A 24,004-nucleotide genomic window follows, 5' to 3' on the forward strand; every position below is an offset into this window, starting at 1 on the left:
GGCGCCGGCTCGAGGGGCGCTTGGCGCGCCGGCACCTCGATCGGCGCCGGCACCGGGCGCTCCCCGCCGCCCGGGGGACCGAGCAGCGCCCACGCCGTCGCACCGCCGAGCAGCACGGCCACCAGGCCGGCGAGCACGGCGGCGGAGCGGGGAGGCGGGCGCACGGTCCGAGGGTGCAGCGGGCGGGTGTCGAACCGGTGAGAAGGAGATGAGGACGCTCTCATGCGTCGGGGGCGGCGCGGTCACCCCAGGGCGGTCGTCGCCGTCACCAGCACCAGGTCCGCGCCGTGCGAGCCGGCGACGTCGACGCCCTCGGGCCGCGGCTCGAAACCGGGGAGCCCGGCCAGGCCGTCGCTGCCGTCGGTCGCGCGCAGCCGCACCGGGCCGTCGCCCTCCACCGTGAAGGCCGCCTGCAGCCCGTCGGCGGGCGGCGCGTGGAAGGTGACGCGCAGCGCGCTGCCGCCGATCGCCTCCTCGGGCACGTCCCGGCCGCCGATCCGGCCGCGGACGACGCTGCCGCCGTCCACGGTCAGCTGCAGGTCGACGAGGCGGACCCCCGCCCGCTGCGGCGTGATGCGCACGGCGATCTCCCGCCGCCCGCCGAGGAGCTCGTCGGAGACGACGGCGACCTCCGGGGCGGGGAGGTCGGCGACCTCGGCCGGCCCGGTCAGCAGGTCGCGGCCGGCGAGGTAGGGCAGCTCCGCCCCGAGCGCACCGCGGCCGTCGACGAAGCGCCCCGTCCACTCCCCCGGCGGCGTCTCGGTGGTCACCCACCGGGCCTGGTCCTGGTCGGCGTCGAGCACGTAGGCCAGCCGGCTGGGCACCGGGTGCCCGGCGTCGAACCGGTCGACCGCGAGCCCCACCGCCACGCACGCCCACGCCGTGACCAGCGCCACGCCGGGGACGGCGGCCGCGGCGAGCCGGCCGCGCGCCCCGGTCGCCGTCCCGGGGTCCGGGAAGAGCAGCTCGAGGGCCGGCAGCAGGGCGAGGACGCCGAGGACGACGACCACCGCCGGCGCCAGCGCCTGCGACAGGCCGAGGGCGGGGAAGAACAGCGCGGCCGTCGGCGCGAGGACCAGCACCGCCGTCGCCCCGGTGAGCAGCGCGGCGACGGCGGTCACGACCCGGTTCCGCGCCAGGACGGCGACGACGCCGGTGAGCCCACCGACCAGCGCGGGCCACGCCGCCAGGTAGGAGCCGCCCGGCGCCACCGCGGCGAGCACCGCCGCGAGGACGGCGAGCCACACCAGCGCGCCGGCCTGCAGCGCGGCCGGGCCCACCCGGCGGCGCAGCAGCGCGTACCAGAGCAGCACCACGCCGAGCACCACCGCGACCGCGGCCAGCCGGAACCAGCCGGGCCGCCAGGGGTCCAGCATCGTGGCGTAGCCGGGGCGCGTGGCGACCAGCGCCGCCCACAGCCCCTGGACGGCGAGCGGCCCGGCCACGAGCGGGACCACCGCCAGCGCCGCCGCCCCGGCCGTGCGCCGCAGCGGGCCGACCCCGCGGGCGCGCAGCGTCCACCCCAGGCCGGCGACCGCGGCGAGCGCCGCCCCGGCCACGGGCCAGACCAGCCAGCCCGGGTAGCGCACCAGCAGGCCCGGCAGGGGGAAGTAGGTCGCGTCCTCGGCCGCGGGCTCGGCGAGGACGGCGAGGTCGCGCCCGCCCAGCTCGCGGGTGAGCGCGAGGGTGTTGTCGCCGAGCGCCTGCAGGGTGCCGCGGTCCAGCCGCTCCGGGGTGTCCTGCGGCGAGTGGTAGGCGGCCGCACCGTCGATGAAGGCGGTGTTCATGCCGGTGAAGGCGCCGTCCTCGAGCAGCACGCTGAAGTCGGTGTCGTTGGGCAGCGCCCGGTAGACCTCGACGGCGAAGCTGCTCGCGACCGGGTGCGGCGCGGCGTCGGCGAACGCCGCGGCGAGGCCGGCGTTGCCGCGCGAGGTCTCGAACATGATCGGCGGCCCGCCGGTGCCCCGGGCCTCGACGTTGAGCACCACGCCACCGCCGGCCAGCGGGTGGGAGGCGGCGAACGCCTCGGCGCCGCAGAGGCAGGCCTCCTCGGCGTCGGTGAGGACGACGACGACGTCGTTGCGCAGCGGCGGGCCCTCGGTCAGGGCGCGGACCGACTCCAGCAGCGTGGCGACGCCGGCCGCGTCGTCGGCCGCGCCCGGGCCGCCCTCCACCGAGTCGTGGTGGGCCACCAGGTAGAGCCGGCCGGTGGGTTCGGCCCCCGGGAGGACGGCGACGACGTTGCGCACCCGCGCCATCCGGGCCCCGCCCCCGCCGCCGGCCCGGGCGCCGACGGCGTTCTGCACGCGGGTGTCCAGCCCGAGGTCGGTGAGCGTGGCGACCAGGTGCTCCACCACCGCGTCGTTCGCCCGGCTGCCCGCCACGTGCGGTCCGGCGGCGATGCGCTCGACGTGGGCGAGGGCGCGGGCGGCGCTGAACTCCCCGGCCGGGGCGTCCGCCGGGCGCGGGTCCGGCGGCTGCAACCCCACGACGGTCCAGGCGGTGAGCGCCAGCAGCAGCGCTACGACGGCCAGCCCCGCGAGGCGGCCGGGGCCAGACGGGCGCTCGGCGGGCACACGACCTCCTCGGACGACGACCCGCGCACCCTAGGGCGCGGACGGACCCCGGCCGGGCAGGCGCGACCGACGGTGCCTGGTTGACTGCCGCCATGAGCAGCGCCCCCACCTCCCGCGCCGTCCTGGTCACCGGCGCCTCCCGCGGCATCGGGCGGGCGATCGCGCTGGCCTTCGCCGCCCGGGGCGACCGGGTGGCCGTGCACTGCGGCAGCTCGCGGCAGGCGGCGGAGCGGGTCGCCGCCGAGCTGCCGGGCAGCGGCCACGCCGTGGTGCAGGCCGACGTCGCCGACGCGGAAGCGGTCGGCGCGGCGGTGGACGAGGCCGCCGCCGCCCTCGGGGGCCTGCAGGTGCTGGTGAACAACGCCGGCGTCTTCACCCCGCACCCGCCACTGGAGACCTCGTGGGCCGACTGGCAGGCCGTGGTGGCCCGCACGCTGCAGGTCAACCTGGTCGGCGCGATGCACGCCACCTTCCGCGCGGTGCCGCACCTGGTCGCCGGCGGCGGCGGGGCGGTCGTCAACGTGACCAGCCGCGGCGCCTTCCGCGGCGAGCCGGCCACGCCGGCCTACGGCGCCGCCAAGGCGGGGCTGAACGCGTTCGGGCAGTCGATGGCCCAGGCGCTCGCCCCGCACGGGATCAGCGTGGGCAGCGTCGCGCCGGGGTTCGTGCAGACCGAGATGGCGCGCGAGGTCCTCGACGGCCCGGGCGGGGACGCCGTCCGGGCGCAGTCGCCCTACGGCCGCGTGGCCCGGCCGGAGGAGGTCGCCGCGGCGGTGCTGTGGCTGGCGTCGCCGGAGGCCCGGTTCTCCACCGGGACGATCATCGACGTCAACGGGGCCAGCTACCTGCGCAGCTGAGCCGCTCAGCTCAGGGTGTGCAGCCAGTTGGTGAGCAGCTGCGCCCCGGCGTCCCCGGACTTCTCCGGGTGGAACTGGGTGGCCGAGAGGGCGGCGTTCTCCACGCCCGCGACGAACCGGTCGCCGTGCTCGGCCCAGGTCACCAGCGGCGGGGCCAGCGGCGAGGCGGCGCCGTCCTGGCCCATCGGGAAGCTGCGCACCCCGTAGGAGTGCACGAAGTAGAAGCGCTGGTCGGCGAGCCCGTCGAAGAGCACGCTGCCCCGCGGCGCCTGCACGGTGTTCCAGCCCATGTGCGGCAGCACCGGCGCCTGCAGCGGCTCGACGACGCCCGGCCACTCGCCGCAGCCCTCGGCGTCCACGCCGTGCTCCACGCCACGCTCGAACAGGATCTGCATGCCGACGCAGATGCCGAGCACCGGCCGACCCCCGGCGAGGCGGCGGCCGATGATCCGCCGGCCGTCGACGGCGTCCAGGCCCGCCATGCAGGCGGCGAACGCACCCACGCCGGGGACGACGAGGCCGTCGGCGTCCAGCGCCGTCCGCGCGTCGGACGTCACCGTCACCTCGGCGCCGACCCGCTGCAGCGCGCGCTCCGCGGAGCGCAGGTTGCCCGAGCCGTAGTCGAGGACCGCCACCTTCTTCACGCCTGCCACGCTACCGACCAGCGCCGGACGGCCCCGGGGTGTTCCCCCGGGCGCCGGCGAGCGTCGGCCGGTGGTCGTCTCCCGGCCCCAGTGACCGCCACCGGCCGACGGTCGACGGTCGATCAGCAGCCCGGCGGACCGGCCGGCGACCAGGGGACGATGGTGAGCTCCGGCCACTCCTGCTGCCACCGGGCAGCCTTGGCCTCGTAGACGTGGCGCGGGGCCAGCCGCCGGTTCGGCCGGACCACCAGGTCGAACAGGTCGGCGTAGCCGTGCGGCGCGTAGACCTCGGGCCGGCCGTCGCGGTCAATCCGCACCCCGTAGCAGCAGCAGACGGCCGCGAAGTGGTCGATGGCGTCGCGGCAGTCGCGGAACGGCGCTGCGGGCACCCCGAACCGCGCCTCGTACCAGAGGTGCACCCGGGCCTCGTTGCGGATCTCCACCGGCACCGGCAGGTCGGCGAACAGCTCCGCGCCGGCCCGGATGACGGCGTCCTCGGCGTCCCAGGAGGTGACGGGGTCGAAGTAGAAGAGATCGGCGTCCCGGATGCCGGTACCCGGCGGCCGGCCGGTGAGCTCGTTCCACACCGCCTGGAACAGCACCCCGGCGGTGAGCCACCACTCCCCCAGGCCGAGGGCCGGGGCGCGCTCGAGGACGGCCCGCACCGTGGGGTCGGCCGTCACGATCCCGAGGAACCGCTCCTCGTCGGCCGGGCGCACCTGTCTCAGACCAGGCGCAGGACGCCCGCGGCGCTGGCCAGCACGGCGGCGACCAGCAGGATGACCGCGAACGCCACCTGCGGGCCGGTGCGGCCGCCGCTCTCCGCGTCCAGCTGCCAGACGCTCCACGCCCCACCGAGCAGGAAGCCGCCGAGCAGCAGGAGCGGGAGCCCCCCGCTCACCGCCGGCCGCGACGGGTCACAGCGCGCCCTTGGTGGAGGGGACGTCGGTCACCCGGGGGTCCAGCGCCACGGCGGCGCGCAGCGCCCGCGCCAGCGCCTTGAACTGCGCCTCCACGATGTGGTGGGCGTCCCGGCCGGCGTAGAGCACCCGCACGTGCAGGCTGATCCGCGCGTTGAAGGCGAACGACTCCAGCACGTGCTTGGTGAGCGAGGTCGGGTAGTCCGGCCCGATCATCGGCGTCATGTTCTCCGGCTCGGCGTGCACGAAGTACGGCCGGCCGGAGAGGTCGACCGCCGCCTGCGCGAGCACCTCGTCCATGGGGATCGTGGCGTCGCCGTAGCGGGTGACGCCGCGCTTGTCGCCCAGCGCCTCGGCGAATGCCTGCCCCAGCGCGATGGCGACGTCCTCCACCGTGTGGTGCGCGTCGATGTGCAGGTCGCCGTCGGCCCGCACGGTGAGGTCGATGCCGCTGTGCTTGGACAGCGCGGTGAGCATGTGGTCGTAGAAGCCGACCCCGGTGCTGATCGAGCTGGCACCGGTGCCGTCGAGGTCGAGCTCGACGACCAGCTTGGTCTCGCTGGTCTCCCGTTCCACGCGTGCAGTGCGACCCATGCCGCTCATCCTCCCAGAGTGCTGCGGTGCGCCGGCGCGACCTCACCCAGCGCGGTGAGGAAGGCGTCGGTCTCCTCGGCGGTCCCGGCGGTCACCCGCAGCCAGCCGGGGAGGCCGACGTCGCGGACGAGGACCCCCCGGTCCAGCAGCGCCCGCCACGCGGCGGGGGCGTCGGCGAAGTGGCCGAAGAGGACGAAGTTGGCGTCGCTGGGCACGCTCGTCAGCCCGAGGCCGGGCAGCGCCGCCACGATCCGGTCGCGCTGCGCCTTCACCGCGTCGACGGTCGCCAGCAGGGCGTCGGTGTGCGCCAGCGCGGCCCGCGCGGCGGCCTGGGTGAGCGAGCTCAGGTGGTACGGCAGCCGGACCAGCTGGATGGCGTCGACGACGGCCGGGTCCGCGGCCAGGTAGCCCAGGCGCAGCCCCGCCATGCCGAAGGCCTTGCTCATCGTGCGGCTGACCACCAGCCGCGGCCGGCCGGGCAGCAGCGTGAGCGACGACGGCGTCCCCGCCCGGGCGAACTCCGCGTACGCCTCGTCGACCACGAGGACCCCGTCGGTCGCCTCGTAGAGGGCGGCCACGGTCTCCAGGTCGACGGCGGTGCCGGTCGGGTTGTTCGGGCTGGTGACGAAGACGACGTCGGGCCGCACCTGCTGCACCTGGGCCACGGCGGCGTCGGTGTCGATGGTGAAGTCCGCGGCCCGGTGCCCGTCGACCCACGCCGTCCCGGTGCCGGCCGCGATGATCGGGTGCATCGAGTACGAGGGCGTGAAGCCCAGCGCGGTGCGCCCCGCGCCGCCGAAGGCCTGGAGGACCTGCTGCAGCACCTCGTTGGACCCGTTGGCCGCCCACACCTGCGCGGGCTCCACCGGCACGCCGCCGGTGCGCGACAGGTAGGCGGCGAGGTCGGCCCGCAGCGCGACGGCGTCCCGGTCGGGGTAGCGGTTCAGCTCCAGCGCCGCGTGCCCCAGCGCCGCCCCCAGGTCGGCGAGCAGCTCGGCCGGCAGGGGATGCGGGTTCTCGTTGGTGTTGAGCCGGTGCGCGGCGGGCAGCTGCGGGGCGCCGTAGGGCGTGCGCCCACGCAGCTCCGGCCGCAGCGGGAGCTCGTCGAGCGACGTCACGACCGCTGCCGGACCCGCACCGCGGCCGCGTGCGCCGGCAGGTCCTCGGCGCCGGCGAGGGCGTCGACGTGCGCGGCGACGTCGGCGAGCGCCTGCTCGTCGTACTCGACCAGGTGGATGCCGCGCAGGAACGACTGCACCGACAGCCCGCTGGAGTGCCGCGCGCAGCCGCCGGTGGGCAGCACGTGGTTGGAGCCGGCGATGTAGTCGCCCAGCGAGACCGGCGACCACGCCCCGACGAAGATCGCCCCGGCGTTGCGCACCCGCATCGCCACGGCGCGGGCGTCGCGGGTCTGGATCTCCAGGTGCTCGGCGGCGTACGCGTCGACCACCCGCACCCCGGCGTCGAGGTCGTCGACCAGCACGATGCCCGACTGGGTGCCGTCCAGGGCGGTGGTGATCCGGTCGGAGTGCTTGGTGGCCGCGACCTGCCCGGGCACCAGGGCGAGGACGGCCTCGGCCAGCTCCTCGCTGGGGGTGACGAGCACGGCGCCGGCGAGCGGGTCGTGCTCGGCCTGGCTGATCAGGTCCGCGGCGACGTGCGCGGGGTCGGCGGTGTCGTCGGCGAGGATCGCCACCTCGGTCGGGCCGGCCTCGGAGTCGATGCCGATCAGCCCGCGCAGCAGCCGCTTGGCCGCCGTCACGTAGACGTTGCCGGGGCCGGTGACCATGTCCACCGGCTCGCAGGAGCCGGCGCCGTAGCCGAAGACGGCGATGGCCTGCGCCCCGCCGACGGCGTACACCTCGGTGACGCCCAGCAGCGCGCACGCGGCGAGCACGCCCGGGTCGGGCAGCCCGCCGTTGTCCCGCTGCGGCGGGGAGGCGACCGCGATCGACTCGACCCCCGCGATCTGGGCGGGGACGACGTTCATCACGACGCTGGACAGCAGCGGCGCCAGGCCGCCGGGGACGTACAGCCCCACGCGCCGGACCGGCAGCCAGCGCTCGGTGACGGTCCCGCCGGCCACCACCTCGGTGGTGACGTCGGTGCGCCGCTGGTCTGCGTGCACCTTCCGCACGCGGCCGATGGACTCCTCGAGGGCGGCACGCAGCGTCGGGTCGCACTCGGCCAGGGCCCGGTCGAGGGCCTCCTGCGGCACCGCGAAGTCCTCGGCGTCCACGCCGTCGAGCCGGGCGGTGATCTCGCGCACCGCCTGGGCGCCGCGCAGCCGCACGTCCTCGCAGAGCGGGCGCACCGTGGCGAGCACCGAGTCGATGTCGGTGGCCGCCCGCGGCAGCAGCCCGGCGAGCTCCCGGACGCCGGGCAGCGCGTTTCCACGCAGGTCGATGCGTGCCAGCACGAGGGCCTCCGGGGTCGGATCGGGGGGTGCGACGCGGCTCCCAGGGTATCCAGCGCTCTCGGGCACGCCCGGGGCGCCCGCGCGGGTGGGCGGCGCGCGGCCCGTAGGCTTGCCGGGATGGGTGAGCTGATCCCGCTGTTCCCGCTGGGGCGGCCCCTGTTCCCCGGGGTCGTGCTGCCGCTGCAGATCTTCGAGCCCCGGTACCGCCGCCTCATGCGCGATCTCCTGGACCTCCCCGAGCACGGGGACCGCCGCTACTTCGGGGTGGTCGCGATCCGGCAGGGCTGGGAGGTCGAGCGGGTGGCCCCGGCGGCGGCGTTGTACGACATCGGCTGCACCGCGCGGCTGCAGCGCGTGCAGCCGCAGGCCGACGGCGGCTTCCGCATCGTCACCGTCGGCGGCGAGCGGTTCCGGCTGCTCGACGTCGTCGTCGGCGAGGACCCGCCCTACCTGCAGGCCGAGGTCGAGTGGCTGGCCGAGGAGGAGGCGGCCGAGGAGGCCGCCGGGGACGCCGAGGCGGTGACCGACGGCGCCGGGCTGGCCCCGCCCCCGGACGCGCTGGCGGACTCCGTGGCCCGCGGGTCCCTGGACCTGCTGGCCCGCGGGGTGGGCGACCTGTTCACGCAGTACGTCGCCGAGGTGTCCGCGCTGGGCGCCGGCGCGCACGGGGACGGCGTGGAGGCGGCGGTGCGCCTGGCCGCGGCCGCCGACGACCCCTCGGCGCTCTCCTGGCTGGTGGCCTCCTCGGCGCTGCTCACCACCGAGGACCGGCAGGCGCTGCTGGCCGAGTCGGCGACGCGCCGGCGCCTGGCCGCCGAGTCCCGCCTGCTGCGCCGCGAGCTGACGCTGCTGCAGACGCTCGGCGCGGTGCCGGCGCCGCTGCAGCAGTTCGCCGCGCCCATGACGGTGAACTGAAGGCGGTCAGGAGCGGTCGAGTCCGTCGTCGGCGGCCAGCAGCGCGTACCCGAGGTACACCAGCAGCGCGGCGAACGGCGCGGCGGCCAGACCGGGCAACGAGCTGAGCACCAGCCCCGTGGTCACCTCGACGCCCACCTCGCCCAGCTGCGCCTCCGTCGGCGGGGGCGCCAGCAGCTCCCCGAGCTGCCAGGCGAGCACGGCGGCCGCCGAGGTCCCGACCGCGAGGGCGACGAGCATGCCCACCCCGCGGCCGCGGCGGACCCGCCACGCGGCCGCTCCGGCCAGCGCGCCCAGCCCGAGCAGCAGGAGGACGAACACGGCGTCGTCGGCCACCCGGACCTCCGCCGCGGGCGGGCCGACCGGTACCGGGCCGGTCTCGGTGACCTGGAAGTCGGCCCGCGGCGCCAGCAGCCACCAGAGCACCCCGGTCGGCAGCCCGGCGAGCACCAGCCCCACCAGCAGCGGGCGGGCGGCGCGCAGGTCCTCGCGGACCTCCGCCATCCCCCGCCAGTAGGCGTGCACGGGCACCCCCGGGGCGGGCTGGACGGGCAGCGGTGAGGTGGTCACCGCCCCAGTGAACAACGAGCGCGCGCCCGGCGGCGCGAGGGCCTCCTAGAGCAGCGCCACGCTCGTCGGGCCGAGGAGGGCCTTGATGTCGCCCATCAGCGCCGTGCTGGGGCGCACCCGGAGCCCCTGGTCCAGGCGGAGCACCGTCTCGCGGCTGCCGTTGACCAGCTTGAGCTGCACCTCCGTCGTCCCCGGGTGGCTGCCCAGCACCTCGCGGAGCCGCTCGACGACCGGCGGCGTGCAACGGGCGGCCGCCATGGAGACCAGCACCGGTCCGCGCGGCCCCTCGGTGAGCTCGGGGGTGGTCACCTCGGAGCCGAACAGCGAGGGCTGGTCGTCCCGGCGGCTGATCCGCCCCTTGACGACGACGATCTGGTCGCGGACGACCTTCTCCGAGACCTCGGCCCAGGTCTTGGGGAAGAACAGCACCTCGATGCCGGACTCGAGGTCCTCGAGCGTGGCGATCGCCCACGGCGCGCCCTGCTTGTTGGTGCGCGGGGAGACCGAGGTGAGGATGCCGGCGATGGTCACGTTCGCGCCGTCCTCGACCCCACCGGCGTTGATCTCGGCGATGGGGGTGTCGGCGTTGGCCGCCAGCACGTGCTCGACGCCGTGCAACGGGTGGTCGGAGACGTACAGGCCGAGCATGTCGCGCTCGAACATCAGCCGCTCGCTCTTGGACCAGTCGGCGGTGGGGATGGTGATGTCCAGCGCGCTGCCGAACGGGTCCTCGGCCGCGTCCCCCTCGCCGAAGCTGCCGAACAGGTCGAACTGGCCCTCGGCCTCCTTGCGCTTGAGCCCCATCGCGGAGTCGACCGCCTGCGCGTGGATCGCGACGATCCCCTGGCGCGAGTGGCCCAGGGAGTCGAAGGCGCCGGCCTTGGCCAGGGACTCGATGACCTTCTTGTTGCAGGCCACCGTGTCGATCTTGCGCATGAAGTCGGCGAAGTCCTTGAACGCGCCCTTCTCCTCCCGCGCCCGGACGATCGACTCGACGACGTTGGTGCCGACGTTGCGGACCGACGCCAGGCCGAAGCGGATGTCGGTGCCGACGGCGGTGAAGTCCCAGGAGGACTCGTTCACGTCCGGCGGGAGCACCTTGATGCCCATCCGGCGGCACTCGGCCAGGTAGATCGGCCGGCGGTCCTTGTCGTCCTGGACGCTGGTGAGCAGCCCGGCCATGTACTCGGCCGGGTAGTTGGCCTTGAGGTAGGCCGTCCAGTACGACACCAGGCCGTAGGCGGCCGAGTGGGCCTTGTTGAACGCGTAGTCGGCGAACGGGACGAGGATGTCCCACAGCGTCTTGATCGCGGCGCTGGAGAAGCCGTTGGCCTTCATCCCCGCCTCGAAGCCGACGAACTCGGCGTCCAGGACCGACTTCTTCTTCTTGCCCATCGCGCGGCGCAGCAGGTCGGCCTTGCCGAGCGAGTACCCGGCGACCTTCTGCGCGATCGCCATGACCTGCTCCTGGTAGACGATCAGGCCGTAGGTCTGGCCGAGGATGTCCTCGAGCGGCTCGGCGAGCTCGGGGTGGATCGGCGTGATCTCCTGCTGGCCGTTCTTGCGCAGCGCGTAGTTGGTGTGCGAGTTCGCGCCCATCGGGCCGGGGCGGTAGAGCGCGCCGACGGCGGAGATGTCCTCGAAGTTGTCCGGCCGCATGAGGCGCAGCAGCGAGCGCATCGGCCCGCCGTCGAACTGGAAGACCCCGAGGGTGTCGCCGCGGCTGAGCAGCGCGTAGGTGTTCGGGTCGGTGAGGTCCTTGCTGATCTCGTCGAGGTCGATCGGCTCCTTGCCGTTGATCACGATGTTGCGCAGCGCGTCGTCGATGACCGTGAGGTTGCGCAGGCCGAGGAAGTCCATCTTCAGCAGGCCGAGCGTCTCGCAGGTCGGGTAGTCGAACTGCGTGATGACCGCCCCGTCGGCCTCGCGCCGCATGATCGGGATCGAGTCGATCAGCGGGTAGCGGCCGATGATGACGCCGGCCGCGTGCACGCCCCACTGGCGCTTCAGCCCCTCGAGCTTGCGGGCCTGGTCGACGACCTCGGCCGCGCCCGGGTCGGACTCGTAGCGGGCGCGGAACTCCGCGGCCTCCTTGTAGCGCGGGTGGGCCGGGTCGAAGACGCCCGACAGCGGGATGCCCTTGCCCATGACGTCCGGCGGCATGAGCTTGGTCAGCTCGTCGCCCACCGAGTAGGGCCGGTCCAGCACGCGCGCGGCGTCCTTGATCGCGGCCTTGGCCTTGATCGTCCCGTAGGTGACGATCTGGCTGACCCGCTCCTCGCCGTACTTCTTCGAGACGTACTGGATGACCTCCCCGCGCCGGCGGTCGTCGAAGTCGATGTCGACGTCGGGCATGGAGACGCGCTCGGGGTTGAGAAAGCGCTCGAAGATCAGCCCGTGCTGCAGGGGGTCGAGGTCGGTGATGCCCATGGCGTAGGCGGCCAGCGAGCCCGCCGCCGAGCCACGCCCGGGGCCCACCCGGATGCCGTTGTCCTTGGCCCAGTTGATGAAGTCGGCGACCACGAGGAAGTACCCCGGGAAGCCCATCTGGGTGATGATCCCGACCTCGTAGTCGGCCTGCTTGCGCACGTGGTCGGGGATGCCGCCCGGGTAGCGCTTGTGCAGGCCGCGCTCGACCTCCTTGACGAACCAGGAGGTCTCGTCCTCCCCCGGGGGCAGGGGGAAGCGCGGCATGAGGTCGGCGCCCTCGGTGAAGGTGACCTCGCACTGCTCGGCGACCAGCAGGGTGTTGTCGCAGGCCTCGCGGAGGTCGCCGGTGAACAGCGCCCGCATCTCGGCGGCGGACTTCAGGTAGTAGCCGTCACCGTTGAACTTGAAGCGGTTGGGCTCGTTGAGCCGCGACCCGGTCTGGATGCACAGCAGGGCGTCGTGCGCCTCGGCGTCCTCCTTGTGCGTGTAGTGCAGGTCGTTGGTGGCCAGCAGCGGGATGCCGAGGTCCTTCGCGATGGCCATCAGGGCCGGGCGGGTCTTCTGCTCGATGGCCAGGCCGTGGTCCATCAGCTCGGCGTAGAAGTTCTCCCGCCCGAAGATGTCCTGGAAATCGGCGGCCGCCTGGCGCGCCTTGTCCTCCTTGCCGGCGCGCAGCCACATGTTCACCTCGCCCGACGGGCAGCCGGTGGTGGCGATCAGGCCCTTGCCGTAGCGCTCCAGCAGGTCGCGGTCGAACCGCGGCTTGCGGTACTGGCCCTCGAGGCTGGCCAGCGAGGAGATGCGGAAGAGGTTGTGCATCCCCTCGGTGGTGCGGGCCAGCAGCGTCATGTGGGTGTAGGCGGCCTTGCCCCGGTTCGAGCCGCCGTCACCCTCCTCGTCGATGAGGTTGTCGCCGAAGTCGAACGGCGCGCGGTCGAAGCGCGAGCCCGGGGTGTAGTACCCCTCCATGCCGATGATCGGCTTCACGCCCGCCGCGTTCGCCTGCTTGTAGAAGTCGTAGGCGCCGAAGACGTTGCCGTGGTCGGTCATCGCCAGCGCCGGCATGCCCTGCTCGGCCGCGGCCTTGGTGACCTCGGGCAGCTTCGCCGCGCCGTCGAGCATCGAGTACTCGGTGTGCACGTGCAGGTGCACGAACGAATCGGACGGGCTGCTCACAGCGGGTCTGGCTCCTCACGGGTCGTGCGTGCCCGGCCGGCGTCACGCGGCGGGCGACCGGCGGGGAAGACCGGCGGTGCGTGCGGGGGGCGGCAGGCACCGGCGGGCCGGTGCGTCGATCCTCGCACTGGTTCTGTTCTACGCCGAGGGTCTGACAGGACGTGTCTCCTCACACCGGACCGCTCCGTCACATGCGGCGCTCAGGGCAGCGGTCGCCGCATGGTGATGTGCGCGATGCCGGCCTCCTCGTAGACCTCGCCGACGGCGGTGTAGCCGGCGCGCTCGTAGAACCGGCGGGCCGGGAGCTGGGCGTGCAGCACCACCTCGCGGGCCCCGCGGTCCACCGCCTGCCGGTGCAGCTCCGCGAGCACCGCGGCGCCGTGGCCGCGGCCGCGCACCCCGGCGTCGGCGGCCATCCGGCCGATTCGCGCCGTGGCCCCGTCGAGCAGCAGTCGCCCGGTCGCGACCACGCGGCCGGCGTCGTCCCGGCTGAGCACGTGGACCGCGGTCCCGTCGGCGGCGTCCTGCTCGATCTCCGGCGGGACGCCCTGCTCCTCGACGAACACCCGCGTGCGCAGGGCCAGGACCTCGGCCAGGTCGGCGGGGGCGGCGACCTGCGCGGTGGGGCTGGGCACCGGCCCATTCTCGCCCCCGCCGCGGCGGGCCGGTCAGCGCCCCGGCGGGCCGCCCGCCTCGTGCACCGACGCCGGGAGCGCGCTGGCCGGCACCAGCAGGAACCGCAGGTCGATGAGCGCGTGCAGGAGCACGGGCAGCAGCAGCGAGCCGGTGTCCACGTAGACCAGCGCCATCACACCGCCCAGCACGCCGGTCAGGACGATCCCGGCGCGGCCCTGGTAGGCGTGCGCGAGGCCGAAGGCGACCGCCGCGACGACCACGAGCACCCAGGTGGGCGGGCCGCCGGCGACGGCCGCGACCACGGCGAGGAAGAAGCCCCGGTACAGCCACTCCTCGCACACCCCGGCGGTGACGCCGACCAGCGTGAACAGCCGCCGCTCCCCCTCGGTGCGGGGCAGCAGCGCCAGGGTGGACTGCCCGGGCGGCTCGGCGTGCCGGCCCTCCCCGGGGCGGCGAGCCGATCGGGCGGCCTCGAGCAGCGCTCCCGCCCGCAGCTGGCGGGTGGAGGCGACGACGAACAGCAGCACCACCACGACGACGACGACCGTCCCCGGCCCGGGCCACCCCCGCGGCCAGACCAGCCCGACGGCCGCGGCGTCGACCCCCGGCGAGGCCAGCCAGACGACGGAGGCGACCACCGCCAGCCCCCACTCGAGGACCAGCAGCCGCCGGTAGAACGAGCGGCGCGCCCCCGCGTCGGTGCGCAGCCGCCCTTCGAACCGGCGGTGCAGCACGTGACCGACGACGGGCTCCCCCACCACCAGGTAGGCCGCCACGACCACCGCGGCCAGCGCCGCCGGGCCGAAGGCGTCGAGGGCGACCGGCAGGGTCGTCACCGCCGGTGGGTCAGGCCTCGGCGCGCAGCACGGCCAGCGCGCCGGCGAGGTCGGGCGGGTAGGCGCTGGTGAACTCGACGAACTGCCCGTCGGCCGGGTGCGGGAAGCCCAGCCGCACCGCGTGCAGCCACTGCCGGGCCACCCCGAGGCGGGCGGCCAGCGTCGGATCGGCGCCGTAGGTCGTGTCGCCCACGCAGGGGTGGCGCAGCGCGGAGAAGTGCACCCGGATCTGGTGGGTGCGGCCGGTCTCCAGCCTGATGTCGACCAGGCTGGCCGCGGCGAACGCCTCGGTCACCTCGTAGTGGGTCACCGAGGGGCGGCCGCCGCTGACGACGGCGAACTTCCAGTCGTGCCGCGGGTGCCGGTCGATGGGCGCGTCGATGGTGCCGCGCGAGGGGTCGGGGTGGCCCTGCACGAGCGCGTGGTAGCCCTTCGCCACCGTCCGCTCCTTGAAGGCGGCCTTGAGCGCGGTGTAGGCCCGCTCGCTCTTGGCGACGACCATGACGCCGGTCGTGGCGGCGTCCAGCCGGTGCACCACGCCCTGCCGCTCGGCGGCGCCGGACGTGGAGATGCGGTACCCGGCGGCGGCCAGGCCGCCGATCACCGTGGGCCCGTCCCAGCCGGGGCTGGGGTGGGCCGCGACCCCGACCGGCTTGTCGACGACCACCAGGTCGTCGTCGTCGTGCAGGACCGTCATGCCCTCGACCGGCTGCGGCGGGGCCGGCTCGCCCGGCGGGGGCGGCAGCTCCACCTCCAGCCAGCTGCCCCCGGTCAGCCGGTCACCCTTGCCGCGCGCCCGGCCGTCGACGACGACGTGGCCGGCGTCGGCGAGCTCGGCCGCCGTCGTGCGGGGGAGGCCGAAGAGCCGGGAGAGGGCCTGGTCCACCCGCTGGCCCTCCAGGCCGTCGGGCACCGGGAGGGCCCGGTGCAGGCCGGGAGTGCTGGTCACGGCACCCATTGTGCGGGTCGGTGCGGAGGAGGCGGTGGAACGGCCCGGGTCCGCGAGCGGCGGCGGGCGGCCGAGCCCTCGCCCTACGCGGTGCCGGGCCGCTCGGCGCCGCTGCGGCTGCCGTCGAACTCGACCCCCCGCAGGGCCAGGACCACGCCGAGGACTCCCCCGCAGACGATCGCCGAGTCGGCCACGTTGAACACCGGCCACACGCTCCCGTCGGGCCCGAACACCGACAGGAAGTCGACGACGCCGCCGCGCAGGAAGCCCGGGTCGCGGAACACCCGGTCGACCAGGTTGCCCAGCGCCCCGCCGAGGACCAGCCCCAGCGCCACCGCCCAGCCCGTGGACCACAGGCGACGGGCGGTGCGCACGATGACGACGGCCACGACGGCGGCGATCAGGCTGAACACCACCGTCGCGCCCTCCGCGAACGAGAACGCGGCGCCGGTGTTGCGCAGGTTGGTGAGGTACAGCGCGCCACCCAGGACGCGGATGTCCTCCCCCGGTTCGATGGTCGCGACGACCACCAGCTTGGTGACCAGGTCGAGGACGAAGACGGCGGCGGCCAGGGACAGCAGCAGCCGGGTGCGCGGCCGGCCGGGCGGCGCGGCGGCGGTGGAGCCACCACCGGCGCCGTCGGCCGGGTCGACGTGCTCGGACAGCTCGGGCTCCTCGGGTCGGCGGGGTGGCGCGGCGGCGCGCCACCCTCGCCGACGACGATAGCCGCGCGCCGCCCCGCCCCGTCCGCTACGACCCGACCGCGGTGGCGCCGCCCGTCCGCACCTGCCCCTCGTCGGCCCGCGAGCCGGCGTGCGAGTCCTCCATCTGCTCCAGCCGGTCCTCGTTGGCCAGCCGGGTGAGCTCGGCGCCGGCCTCGGCGTCGCGGGTCAGGTTGTCGCCGGTCTCCGGGTCGAAGACGTGCACCTTGCGGCTGTCCAGCCAGAACTCGGCCTCGCGGCCCTCGCGGATCCGGCTGGTCGCGTCGATGGAGACGATCGCCTGGGTGCGCAGCTCCTCGCTGTCGAGCTCCTTGGACAGGTCGCGCAGCTGCGCCCTGATCGAGTCGGGGGCGTCGTAGGGGATGTAGGCGTACTGGGAGTCGCCCAGCCACTCGGTGACGTCCACCCGCGCCCGGAAGGTCGAGCCGACCGGCCGCTTGGCCTCGTCGACCAGCGTGGCGTCCTCGAAGTACTCCGGCCGGATGCCCACGAGGAGCAGGTCGTGCCCGGCGACCGCGGCGGCCCGCTTCTCGTCGAGCTCGATGTCCCCGAACGGCGTCTTGAGCCGGTTGCCCTCCGGCGTCGCCGGCAGGAAGTTCATCGGCGGGGAGCCGATGAACCCGGCGACGAAGAGGTTGACCGGCTGCTCGTAGAGCTCGCGGGGCGAGGCGACCTGCTGGATCTTGCCCTTGCGCAGCACGCAGACCCGGTCGCCCAGGGTCATCGCCTCGGTCTGGTCGTGGGTGACGTAGACGGTGGTGATGCCCAGCCGGCGCTGCAGGCGGGAGATCTCGGTGCGCATCTGGCCGCGGAGCTTGGCGTCGAGGTTCGACAGCGGCTCGTCGAAGAGGAACGCCTCGGCGTCGCGGACGATGGCCCGGCCCATCGCGACGCGCTGCCGCTGGCCGCCGGAGAGGTTGGCCGGCTTGCGCTCCAGGTGCTCCTTGAGCTCCAGCACGTCCGACGCCTCCTCCACCTTGCGGCGGACCTCGTCGTCGGGCGTCTTGGCCAGCCGCAGCGGGAAGGCGATGTTCTCGAACACCGTCATGTGCGGGTAGAGCGCGTAGTTCTGGAAGACCATCGACAGGTTGCGGTCGCGCGGCGCGAGGTCGTTGACCCGCTTGCCGCCGATGACCATGTCGCCGCTGGTGATGTCCTCCAGGCCGACGATCATCCGCAGGAGGGTCGACTTCCCGCAGCCGGACGGGCCGACCAGGATCATGAACTCCCCGTCGGCGATGTCCAGGCTGACGTCGTTCACCGCCGGGAAGCCGTCGCCGTACTGCTTGACGATGTTCTTCATCTCGATGGAGGCCATCAGGATTCGTCCCCTCGCTGGGTCGATGAGGTGCAGCTGCGGTCGGTCACGGCGATCAGCCCTTGACCGCGCCGTTGGTGAGGCCGGCGACGATGCGCCGCTGGAAGAGCAGGACGAGGACCACCACGGGGATGGTCACGATCACCGCGGCCGCCGAGATGGCGCCGGTCGGCTCCTCGAACTGTGAGGCACCCGTGAACAGACCGAGCGCCGCGGGCACCGGGCGGGCTGCCTCCGTGGAGGTCAGCGAGATGCCGTAGATGAAGTCGTTCCAGGCGATGAAGAAGGCGATGATCGCCGTGGTGAAGACGCCGGGAGCGGCCAGCGGGACGATCACCTTGCGGAAGGCCTGCCAGGTGGTGGCGCCGTCGACCTGCGCCGCCTGCTCCATCTCCCAGGGGATCTCCCGGAAGAACGCCGACATCGTCCAGATCGAGATCGGCAGGGTCAGCGACAGGTAGGGGATGACCAGCCCCGGCCAGGTGTCGTACAGGCCGATGTTCCGCCAGAGGTTGAACAGCGGCGTGACGATCGAGATGACCGGGAAGATGGCCACGGCCAGCGCCGTGGACAGGATCAGCTTCTTGCCCGGGAAGTCCAGCCGGGCGATCGCGTAGGCGGCGAACATCGCCAGCAGGCAGGAGATCGCCGTCGCGATCAGGCAGATGCCGAAGGAGTTGCGCAGCGCCGGGAGGAACAGGTCGCTGGCGCTGCCGGTGAGGATCAGCTCGTAGTTCTCCCAGGTCACCTGGCTCGGCAGGAAGCTCTCGTTGGACAGGTCGCTGGGCGCCTTGAGCGACACCGAGACGATCCAGGCGATCGGGAACAGGCAGTAGACGACGATGACCGCCGCACCGATCCCCCAGAGGACCTTCTTCCGCGTGGACATCTGCTACTCCCCCCGCGCCTGGGCCAGGTCGACCTTGAAGAGCTTGATGAAGCTGAAGGCGATGAGCACGACGGCGAGGAACAGCAGCACCGAGACCGCCGACCCCAGGCCGATCTCCAGCCGGGCGATCGTCTGCCGGTAGGCCAGGAACGACACCGACTCGGTGCCGTTCGCCCCCGCGGTCATGATGAAGATGCTGTCGAAGACCCGGAACGCGTCCAGGGTGCGGAACAGCAGCGCCACCATGATCGCCGCCTTCATGTTCGGGATCGTCACCCGCCACAGCCGCTGCCAGCGGGTCGCGCCGTCGACCTTCGCCGCCTCCTGCAGCACCTCGGGCACCTGCGCCAGGCCGGCGAGCAGCAGCAGCGAGATGAACGGCGTGGTCTTCCAGATCTCGGCGAGGCAGATGACCAGCAGCGCCGTCCAGCGGTCGCCGAACCAGTCGGTGTTCTCCGAGACGCCGGGCAGCCAGGCGAACCACGAGTTCACGAAGCCGGACTGGATGTCGAACGCGAACTGCCAGGCGAACGCCGAGACGACGGTGATGACCGCGTACGGGATGAGGATCGCCGCCCGCAGCACCGGCCGCAGCGCCCGCAGCGCCTTCACCATGACCAGCGCCAGCCCGAAGCCGAGCACCAGCTCCACGGCGACGGTGACCACGGTGATGAAGGCGGTGACGCCGATCGACTGCCACCACAGCGAGTCGGTGAGGATGACCCAGTAGTTGGTGAGCCCGGTGAAGGAGCGGTTCTCCGGGTCGGTGAGCCGGTAGTCGAACAGCGATTCGTAGGTGGCCTGCAGGATCGGGTAGGCGGTGACGAGCAGCATCACCGCGAACGCGGGCCCGGCGAGCAGCCAGCCCAGCTTCCGCTCGCTGCGTGCCCGGTCGCTGGCCCGGGCCTTGGGTGCCGAGACCGGTTCGTCCTTCTTGGTCGGTGGCAGCGTCGTGGTACTCACAGCAGGTCCTCCTTCGCCAGGACTGCCCTGATGAGCTCGGTCGCCGCCTCACCGGTCTGGCCGGGCTCGACGCTCGACGGCGGGTGGTAGCTGCGCTGGATGCCGACCGAGATCTCGTTGTAGTACGGGGTCTGCGGCCGGGGTGCGGCCAGCTCCAGGGACTCCTCGATCACCGGGGCCATCGGGAAGGCCTCGAGCACCTCGGGGTCGTCGTAGACCGCGGTCGACGACGCCGGGTTGCCGTTGGTGATGAAGTAGTACGCCTGGTTCTCGTCCGAGACGATGCACTCCGCCGCCTCGTACGCCAGCTCGGGGCTCTCGCTGAAGGCGCTCACCCCGAGGTTGATCCCGCCGTACGGCGGGGCGGCCGGCGTGTCCTCGTCCACCCGCGGGAAGATCGCCGCGCCGTAGTCCTCGGGCACCGACGGGTCGAGCGTCCCCTCCTCGGCCGCCCCCAGCGCGCGGGGGTAGACGAACGGGTAGTTGACCTGGAAGCCGCCGTCCTCGCTCTCGAAACCGGTGGCCGTGGAGTCCTCGTTCGAGGTCGAGAAGGCGGCGCTGACGGCGTCCGACTCGGCGACCATCTGCATCACCTCGGCGGCCCGGACACCGGCCTCGGAGGTGAGCCCGAGCTCGATCTGGGCCGGGTCCTCTGGCGAGGACTCGGTGATGATCGAGCCGCCGGCGGACTCGATCAGCGCGTTGTACCAGACGGTCAGCGACTCGGCCCGGGTCCCCTGCGCGCCGACCAGCGTGCCGGTCTCCTCGGCCGCCTGCACGATCTGGTCCCAGGTGACGGGCTGGGACATGTCCAGCCCCGCCTCCTCCGCCACGGACAGCCGGTACCAGAGCAGCTGGGTGTTGGCCCAGAACGGCACCGCGACGAGCTCGCCGTCCCAGGTGGAGCCCTCGATCGCGCTCTCCACGACGTCCTCGGTGACCCGGTCGGCCACGTCGTCGGGCACCGGGGCCAGGAAGCCGGCCTGGGCGAACTCCGGGATGAACGGCGGGTCCAGGCTCATGAGGTCGATCGAGTCGTCGTTGGCCGCGAGGCGCCGGATCAGCTGCTCGCGCTGCGACGCGGCGTCGCGGGGCAGCAGCGCCGTCTCGATCGTGTACCGCCCGCCGGCCTCCTCGGTGCACCGGGCGGCGATCTCGGCCTGCCCGCCGGCGTCGGGGTTGATGTACCAGGTCAGCGTCGAGGCGCCCCCGCCCCCGCCCCCGCAGGCCGCCAGGCCCGAGGCGAGGAGCGCGCCTGCGGCTGCACCCGCGAGGCGGCGCCGAGGCCGGTCCCGGCCCTGGACGGGAGCCCTGGTCTGAGCTCGGGCCGGGTGGCTTTCGGAAATCGCTGACACGCGCATCGCCTCCGTTGGCGTCCGGTGCAGCCCGATGATCTCGGGGGTGCAGGAAGCCTCGTACCGTCGCCAGGGGCTGTCAAACGGAACGAGACGCACACGTGATGACCGGCCGACCGGCCCGCCACCTGCGCTTCATCCCCGGCCGGCGATGACGGAGGGGGTGGTGAGCTCCTGCGGCGTGCCCGGCAGCACGTTGGTGAAGTAGGAGCGCGCGGCCTTCGTCGTCCCGACGTCACGCCCCGCCTTCTCCGACAGGAACCAGCGGTGCTCGAGCACCTCGTGGAAGACCTCGGCCGGCTCCAGCCGGCCGCGCAGCTCCTCGGGGACGGCGTCCAGGACCGGCTGGTAGACCTCGGCGAGCCAGCGGTGGCCGGCGATCGTCTCGGGCACCGGCTGCCCCGACTTCTGCTCCAGGTAGGCGCGGAACGCCCGGACGTCGTTGAGCAGCCGCTGCGCCTGCCGCTCGCGCACCTCGAGCCCGGTGAGGCGGAACAGCTCGCGGCGGTTGTGGCCCGGCTCGGCGACGCGGGTCTCCACCCGCAGCCGGGTGCCCTCCTCGGTGGTGCGCAGCTCGACCTCGCCCACGTCGAAGCCGAGCTCGTTGAGCCGCTGCAACCGTTCGGCGACGCGGTAGCGCTGCTCGTCGGTGCGGAAGACCTCCTCGCGGGTGACCTCCTCCCACAGCGACTCGTACCGCCGCGGCAGGCCCTCGGCCACCTCGATCGGGTCGACGTCCTCGGGCAGCAGCCCGCCGAACTGCAGGTCGAGCAGCTCCGCGCCGACCCGCTCGCAGGCCAGGTCGACGTCGTAGCGGCGCTGGCCGGGTGAGAGCCGCGGGTGGCGCTCGACGGTCTCGGCGTCCACCAGGTAGGCGGCGAAGGTGCCCGCGTCCAGCCGGAAGAGGGTGTTGGACAGCGAGCAGTCGCCCCAGAAGATGCCGGCCAGGTGCAGCCGGACCAGCAGCACGACCATCGTGTCCAGCAGCTGGTCGGCCGACCGGCCACCACGCGGGCCCGAGAACAGCCAGCGGTAGGACATCGAGTACTCGAGGTAGCGGGTCACCAGGATCGCCGCCTGGTCGTCGGGCCGGTCGACGCAGATGCCGAGCACCGAGACCGTCGGCAGCCCCTCGGCCTCGAACTGGGCCAGCAGCGCGTACTCGTGCCGGGCGAGCCGCTCGTCGATCTCCTTGAGCGCGTAGACCCGGTCCTCGACGGCGACGAAGCGCACGACGTGGCGGGAGATGCCGCGCGAGGGGACGTCGAGCAGCAGGCTCTGGTCCCACTCCTCCAGCGGCTGGTGCCACGGGAGCGCCAGCAGCCCGGCGGCGTCGTCGGCCGGTGGTCGGAAGAGGTACCGCATGGCGCGCTCCGGGGGGTGTCGGTGCTGACCGTCACGATCCCACGTCGCGGCCCCGGTGACGTGCTGGAACGGCCACCCTCCAAGGACCCGCGGCGAGCCTGCGAGTCGTGGGCAGGTGACGTGCTGGAACGGCCACCCTTCAGGGACCCGGCGAGCCTGCGAGTCGTGGGGAGGTGACGTGCTGGAACGGCCACCCTTCAGGGCCCCGCGGCGAGCCTGCGAGTCGTGGGGAGGTGACGTGCTGGAACGGCCACCCTTCAGGGCCCCGCGGCGAGCCTGCGAGTCGTGGGCGGAAGGGTGGTCCTTCTAGTCCTTCTCGTCGGGGCGGCCGTCCTCGCCGCGCCACATGGCCAGCCGGCCGGCCCGGCTCACTGCCCGCAGCCTCCGCTCCGCCTCGGGCCGGGACGCGCGCGCCGACACCAGCAGCGCCTGGTCGCCGTGCATGAGCCGCGTCGTCTCGTCGGGCACGAACGCCTTGCCCTCGCGCACGATGAGCACCACGGCGGCGTCCTCGGGCAGCCGCAGCTCGGGCAGGTAGACGCCGTGCAGCCGGGACCCCTCCGGCACCCGCATCTGCATCAGCTCGGCGTCGAGCTCCTCCAGCGGCGCGGCCTCCACCTGGATCTCGCGCGGCGCCACCGGCGCGCCGATCCGCAGCCGCCGGGCGACCCACGGCAGCGACCAGCCCTGGACGATCGTGAAGACGACGACCAGCACGAACACGGTGTCGAAGATCCGCTCCGCCCCGGGCACGTTGGCGGTGACGGGGAAGGTCGCCAGGACGATCGGCACGGCACCGCGGAGGCCGGCCCAGGAGACGAAGGCCTGCTGCGCCCACGGCCAGCGGAACCACACCAGCGAGACCACGACCGACAGCGGCCGGGCGACCAGCAGCAGCGCGCCGCCGACGACGAGGGCCGGCACGAGGGCGTCGAGCAGCCGGGGCGGCGAGACGAGCAGCCCCAGCAGCACGAACAGCCCGATCTGGGCCAGCGACGCCATGCCCTCGGCGAAGCCGATGCTCGCCGTGCGGTGCGGCAGCGCCACGTTGCCGAGCACGACGCCGCAGAGGTAGACGGCGACGATGCCCGAGGTCCACGCCAGCGTGGCGGTGGCGAAGGCGAGCACGCACAGCGCCAGCGTCGCCAGCGGGTAGAAGCCGGCCAGCGGGAGCGCCACCCGCCGCAGCAGCTCGGCGCCGAGCAGCCCGGTGCCGACGCCGACGACGGCCCCGCCGGCGAGCTGGCCGACCACCTGGAGCGCGACCAGCCACCAGGCGCCGGCGGAGGCCTCGGTGAGGAGGGCCGCCAGCGTGGTGACCAGCAGGATCGCCGGGGCGTCGTTCAGGCCGCTCTCGGCCTCGAGGGCGGCGGCGAGCCGGCGCGGGAGCGGCAGCCGGCGGAGCGCCGCGAAGACCGCCGCGGCGTCGGTCGACCCGACGACCGCGGCCAGCAGCAGGGCGAAGCCCCACGACGCGTCCAGCAGCCACACCGTGATCGCCGCGGTGACCGCCACGCTCACGGCGACCCCCACCGTGGCCAGCGTCAGCCCCGGCCCGATCGCCCGCCGGACGTCGGCCCACCGGGTGGTCAGGCCACCCTCGGCGAGGATGACGACGAGCGCGGCGACGCCGAGGGTCTGGGTGAGCTCGGCGTCGTCGAACTGGATGCCGAGGCCGCTCTCCCCCAGCACCACGCCGATCGCCAGGTACAACAGCAGGCTGGGCAGCCCGAGCCGGTCGGCCAGGCGCAGCGCCACGGCCGCGAGGATGACGACGCCCGCGCCGAGGGCGAGGGCGACGGTGACCGCCGTGTTCACCCTGCCCGCCCCATGGGGGCAGTCTCCCGCACCCCTGCTCCGGGGCCGCCGG

The 24,004-nt window shown here is 74.1% G+C and carries 21 protein-coding genes; 2 read left to right on the forward strand and 19 right to left on the reverse strand.

Translation table 11 applies throughout. The annotated features are described in order from the left end of the window. Positions 1–242 precede the first annotated feature (242 nt). Positions 243–2,576: a M28 family peptidase gene (locus E9529_RS14485; protein ID WP_236831853.1), complete on the reverse strand. Its 2,334-nt coding sequence runs from the start codon at positions 2,574–2,576 to the stop codon at positions 243–245. 92 nt (positions 2,577–2,668) lie between these two features. On the opposite strand from E9529_RS14485, the gene E9529_RS14490 reads away from it, so the two are divergent. Beyond that, entirely contained in the window at positions 2,669–3,433 is a 765-nt protein-coding gene (locus tag E9529_RS14490) for an SDR family NAD(P)-dependent oxidoreductase (RefSeq protein WP_236831854.1), read from the forward strand. A 5-nt stretch (positions 3,434–3,438) separates the two neighbouring features. Here E9529_RS14490 and hisH read toward each other — a convergent pair whose 3' ends face one another. The 6 genes from hisH to hisD form a co-directional block, all read right to left on the reverse strand. Then, positions 3,439–4,077 (reverse strand): imidazole glycerol phosphate synthase subunit HisH, encoded by a 639-nt coding sequence (gene hisH, locus E9529_RS14495; RefSeq protein ID WP_236831855.1) that lies wholly within the window; start codon positions 4,075–4,077, stop codon positions 3,439–3,441. A gap of 122 nt (positions 4,078–4,199) precedes the next feature. Beyond that, entirely contained in the window at positions 4,200–4,796 is a 597-nt protein-coding gene (locus tag E9529_RS14500; protein ID WP_236831856.1) for a nucleotidyltransferase family protein, read from the reverse strand. A gap of 5 nt (positions 4,797–4,801) precedes the next feature. Then, positions 4,802–4,978, reverse strand: a complete 177-nt coding sequence (locus E9529_RS14505; RefSeq protein ID WP_236831857.1) for a hypothetical protein — start codon at positions 4,976–4,978, stop codon at positions 4,802–4,804. A gap of 16 nt (positions 4,979–4,994) precedes the next feature. Next, complete coding sequence (gene hisB / locus E9529_RS14510; RefSeq protein ID WP_236831858.1) at positions 4,995–5,591, reverse strand: imidazoleglycerol-phosphate dehydratase HisB; 597 nt, start codon at positions 5,589–5,591, stop codon at positions 4,995–4,997. A gap of 5 nt (positions 5,592–5,596) precedes the next feature. Continuing rightward, complete coding sequence (locus E9529_RS14515) at positions 5,597–6,709, reverse strand: histidinol-phosphate transaminase (protein WP_236831859.1); 1,113 nt, start codon at positions 6,707–6,709, stop codon at positions 5,597–5,599. Then, positions 6,706–8,010, reverse strand: coding sequence for a histidinol dehydrogenase (gene hisD / locus E9529_RS14520; RefSeq protein WP_236831860.1), 1,305 nt, complete (start codon positions 8,008–8,010; stop codon positions 6,706–6,708). The genes E9529_RS14515 and hisD overlap by 4 nt, the downstream gene beginning before the upstream one ends. A gap of 117 nt (positions 8,011–8,127) precedes the next feature. Here hisD and E9529_RS14525 point away from each other — a divergent pair, with 117 nt between their 5' ends. After that, positions 8,128–8,925 (forward strand): LON peptidase substrate-binding domain-containing protein, encoded by a 798-nt coding sequence (locus tag E9529_RS14525; RefSeq protein ID WP_236831861.1) that lies wholly within the window; start codon positions 8,128–8,130, stop codon positions 8,923–8,925. A gap of 6 nt (positions 8,926–8,931) precedes the next feature. Here the strand turns inward: E9529_RS14525 and E9529_RS14530 are convergent, their stop codons facing one another. The 12 genes from E9529_RS14530 to E9529_RS14585 form a co-directional block, all read right to left on the reverse strand. After that, a complete protein-coding gene (locus E9529_RS14530; protein ID WP_236831862.1) occupies positions 8,932–9,495 on the reverse strand; it encodes a hypothetical protein in 564 nt (187 codons plus the stop codon). A gap of 45 nt (positions 9,496–9,540) precedes the next feature. Next, a complete protein-coding gene (gene dnaE / locus E9529_RS14535) occupies positions 9,541–13,101 on the reverse strand; it encodes a DNA polymerase III subunit alpha (RefSeq protein ID WP_236831863.1) in 3,561 nt (1,186 codons plus the stop codon). 200 nt (positions 13,102–13,301) lie between these two features. Next, a complete protein-coding gene (locus E9529_RS14540) occupies positions 13,302–13,736 on the reverse strand; it encodes a GNAT family N-acetyltransferase (RefSeq protein ID WP_236831864.1) in 435 nt (144 codons plus the stop codon). 33 nt (positions 13,737–13,769) lie between these two features. Next, the gene (locus E9529_RS14545) at positions 13,770–14,573 is read right to left on the reverse strand and encodes a CPBP family intramembrane glutamic endopeptidase (RefSeq protein ID WP_236831865.1); all 804 of its coding nucleotides are present in this window, start codon (positions 14,571–14,573) and stop codon (positions 13,770–13,772) included. Between the two features lie 10 nt (positions 14,574–14,583). Next, positions 14,584–15,531 carry an RluA family pseudouridine synthase gene (locus E9529_RS14550; RefSeq protein WP_236831866.1) on the reverse strand — a complete coding sequence of 316 codons (948 nt, stop codon included), beginning with the start codon at positions 15,529–15,531 and terminating at the stop codon, positions 14,584–14,586. Positions 15,532–15,605: 74 nt separating this feature from the next. Next, on the reverse strand, positions 15,606–16,187 hold the full coding sequence (gene lspA / locus E9529_RS14555) for a signal peptidase II (RefSeq protein ID WP_308195288.1): 582 nt from the start codon (positions 16,185–16,187) through the stop codon (positions 15,606–15,608). Between the two features lie 85 nt (positions 16,188–16,272). Further along, on the reverse strand, positions 16,273–17,562 hold the full coding sequence (locus E9529_RS14560) for an ABC transporter ATP-binding protein (protein ID WP_236831868.1): 1,290 nt from the start codon (positions 17,560–17,562) through the stop codon (positions 16,273–16,275). 55 nt (positions 17,563–17,617) lie between these two features. Continuing rightward, positions 17,618–18,451: a carbohydrate ABC transporter permease gene (locus E9529_RS14565; protein WP_236831869.1), complete on the reverse strand. Its 834-nt coding sequence runs from the start codon at positions 18,449–18,451 to the stop codon at positions 17,618–17,620. 3 nt (positions 18,452–18,454) lie between these two features. Next, positions 18,455–19,414: a carbohydrate ABC transporter permease gene (locus tag E9529_RS14570; protein ID WP_236831870.1), complete on the reverse strand. Its 960-nt coding sequence runs from the start codon at positions 19,412–19,414 to the stop codon at positions 18,455–18,457. Further along, positions 19,411–20,769 (reverse strand): extracellular solute-binding protein, encoded by a 1,359-nt coding sequence (locus E9529_RS14575; RefSeq protein WP_236831871.1) that lies wholly within the window; start codon positions 20,767–20,769, stop codon positions 19,411–19,413. The genes E9529_RS14570 and E9529_RS14575 overlap by 4 nt, the downstream gene beginning before the upstream one ends. A 135-nt stretch (positions 20,770–20,904) precedes the next feature. Beyond that, a complete protein-coding gene (locus E9529_RS14580) occupies positions 20,905–22,134 on the reverse strand; it encodes a DUF4032 domain-containing protein (RefSeq protein WP_236831872.1) in 1,230 nt (409 codons plus the stop codon). A gap of 306 nt (positions 22,135–22,440) precedes the next feature. Beyond that, positions 22,441–23,952: a potassium/proton antiporter gene (locus E9529_RS14585; RefSeq protein ID WP_236831873.1), complete on the reverse strand. Its 1,512-nt coding sequence runs from the start codon at positions 23,950–23,952 to the stop codon at positions 22,441–22,443. Positions 23,953–24,004: the final 52 nt, after the last annotated feature.

Origin of the sequence: Blastococcus sp. KM273128 (genome assembly GCF_021698975.1) — a bacterium.
Taxonomy (GTDB): Bacteria; Actinomycetota; Actinomycetes; order Mycobacteriales; family Geodermatophilaceae; genus Blastococcus.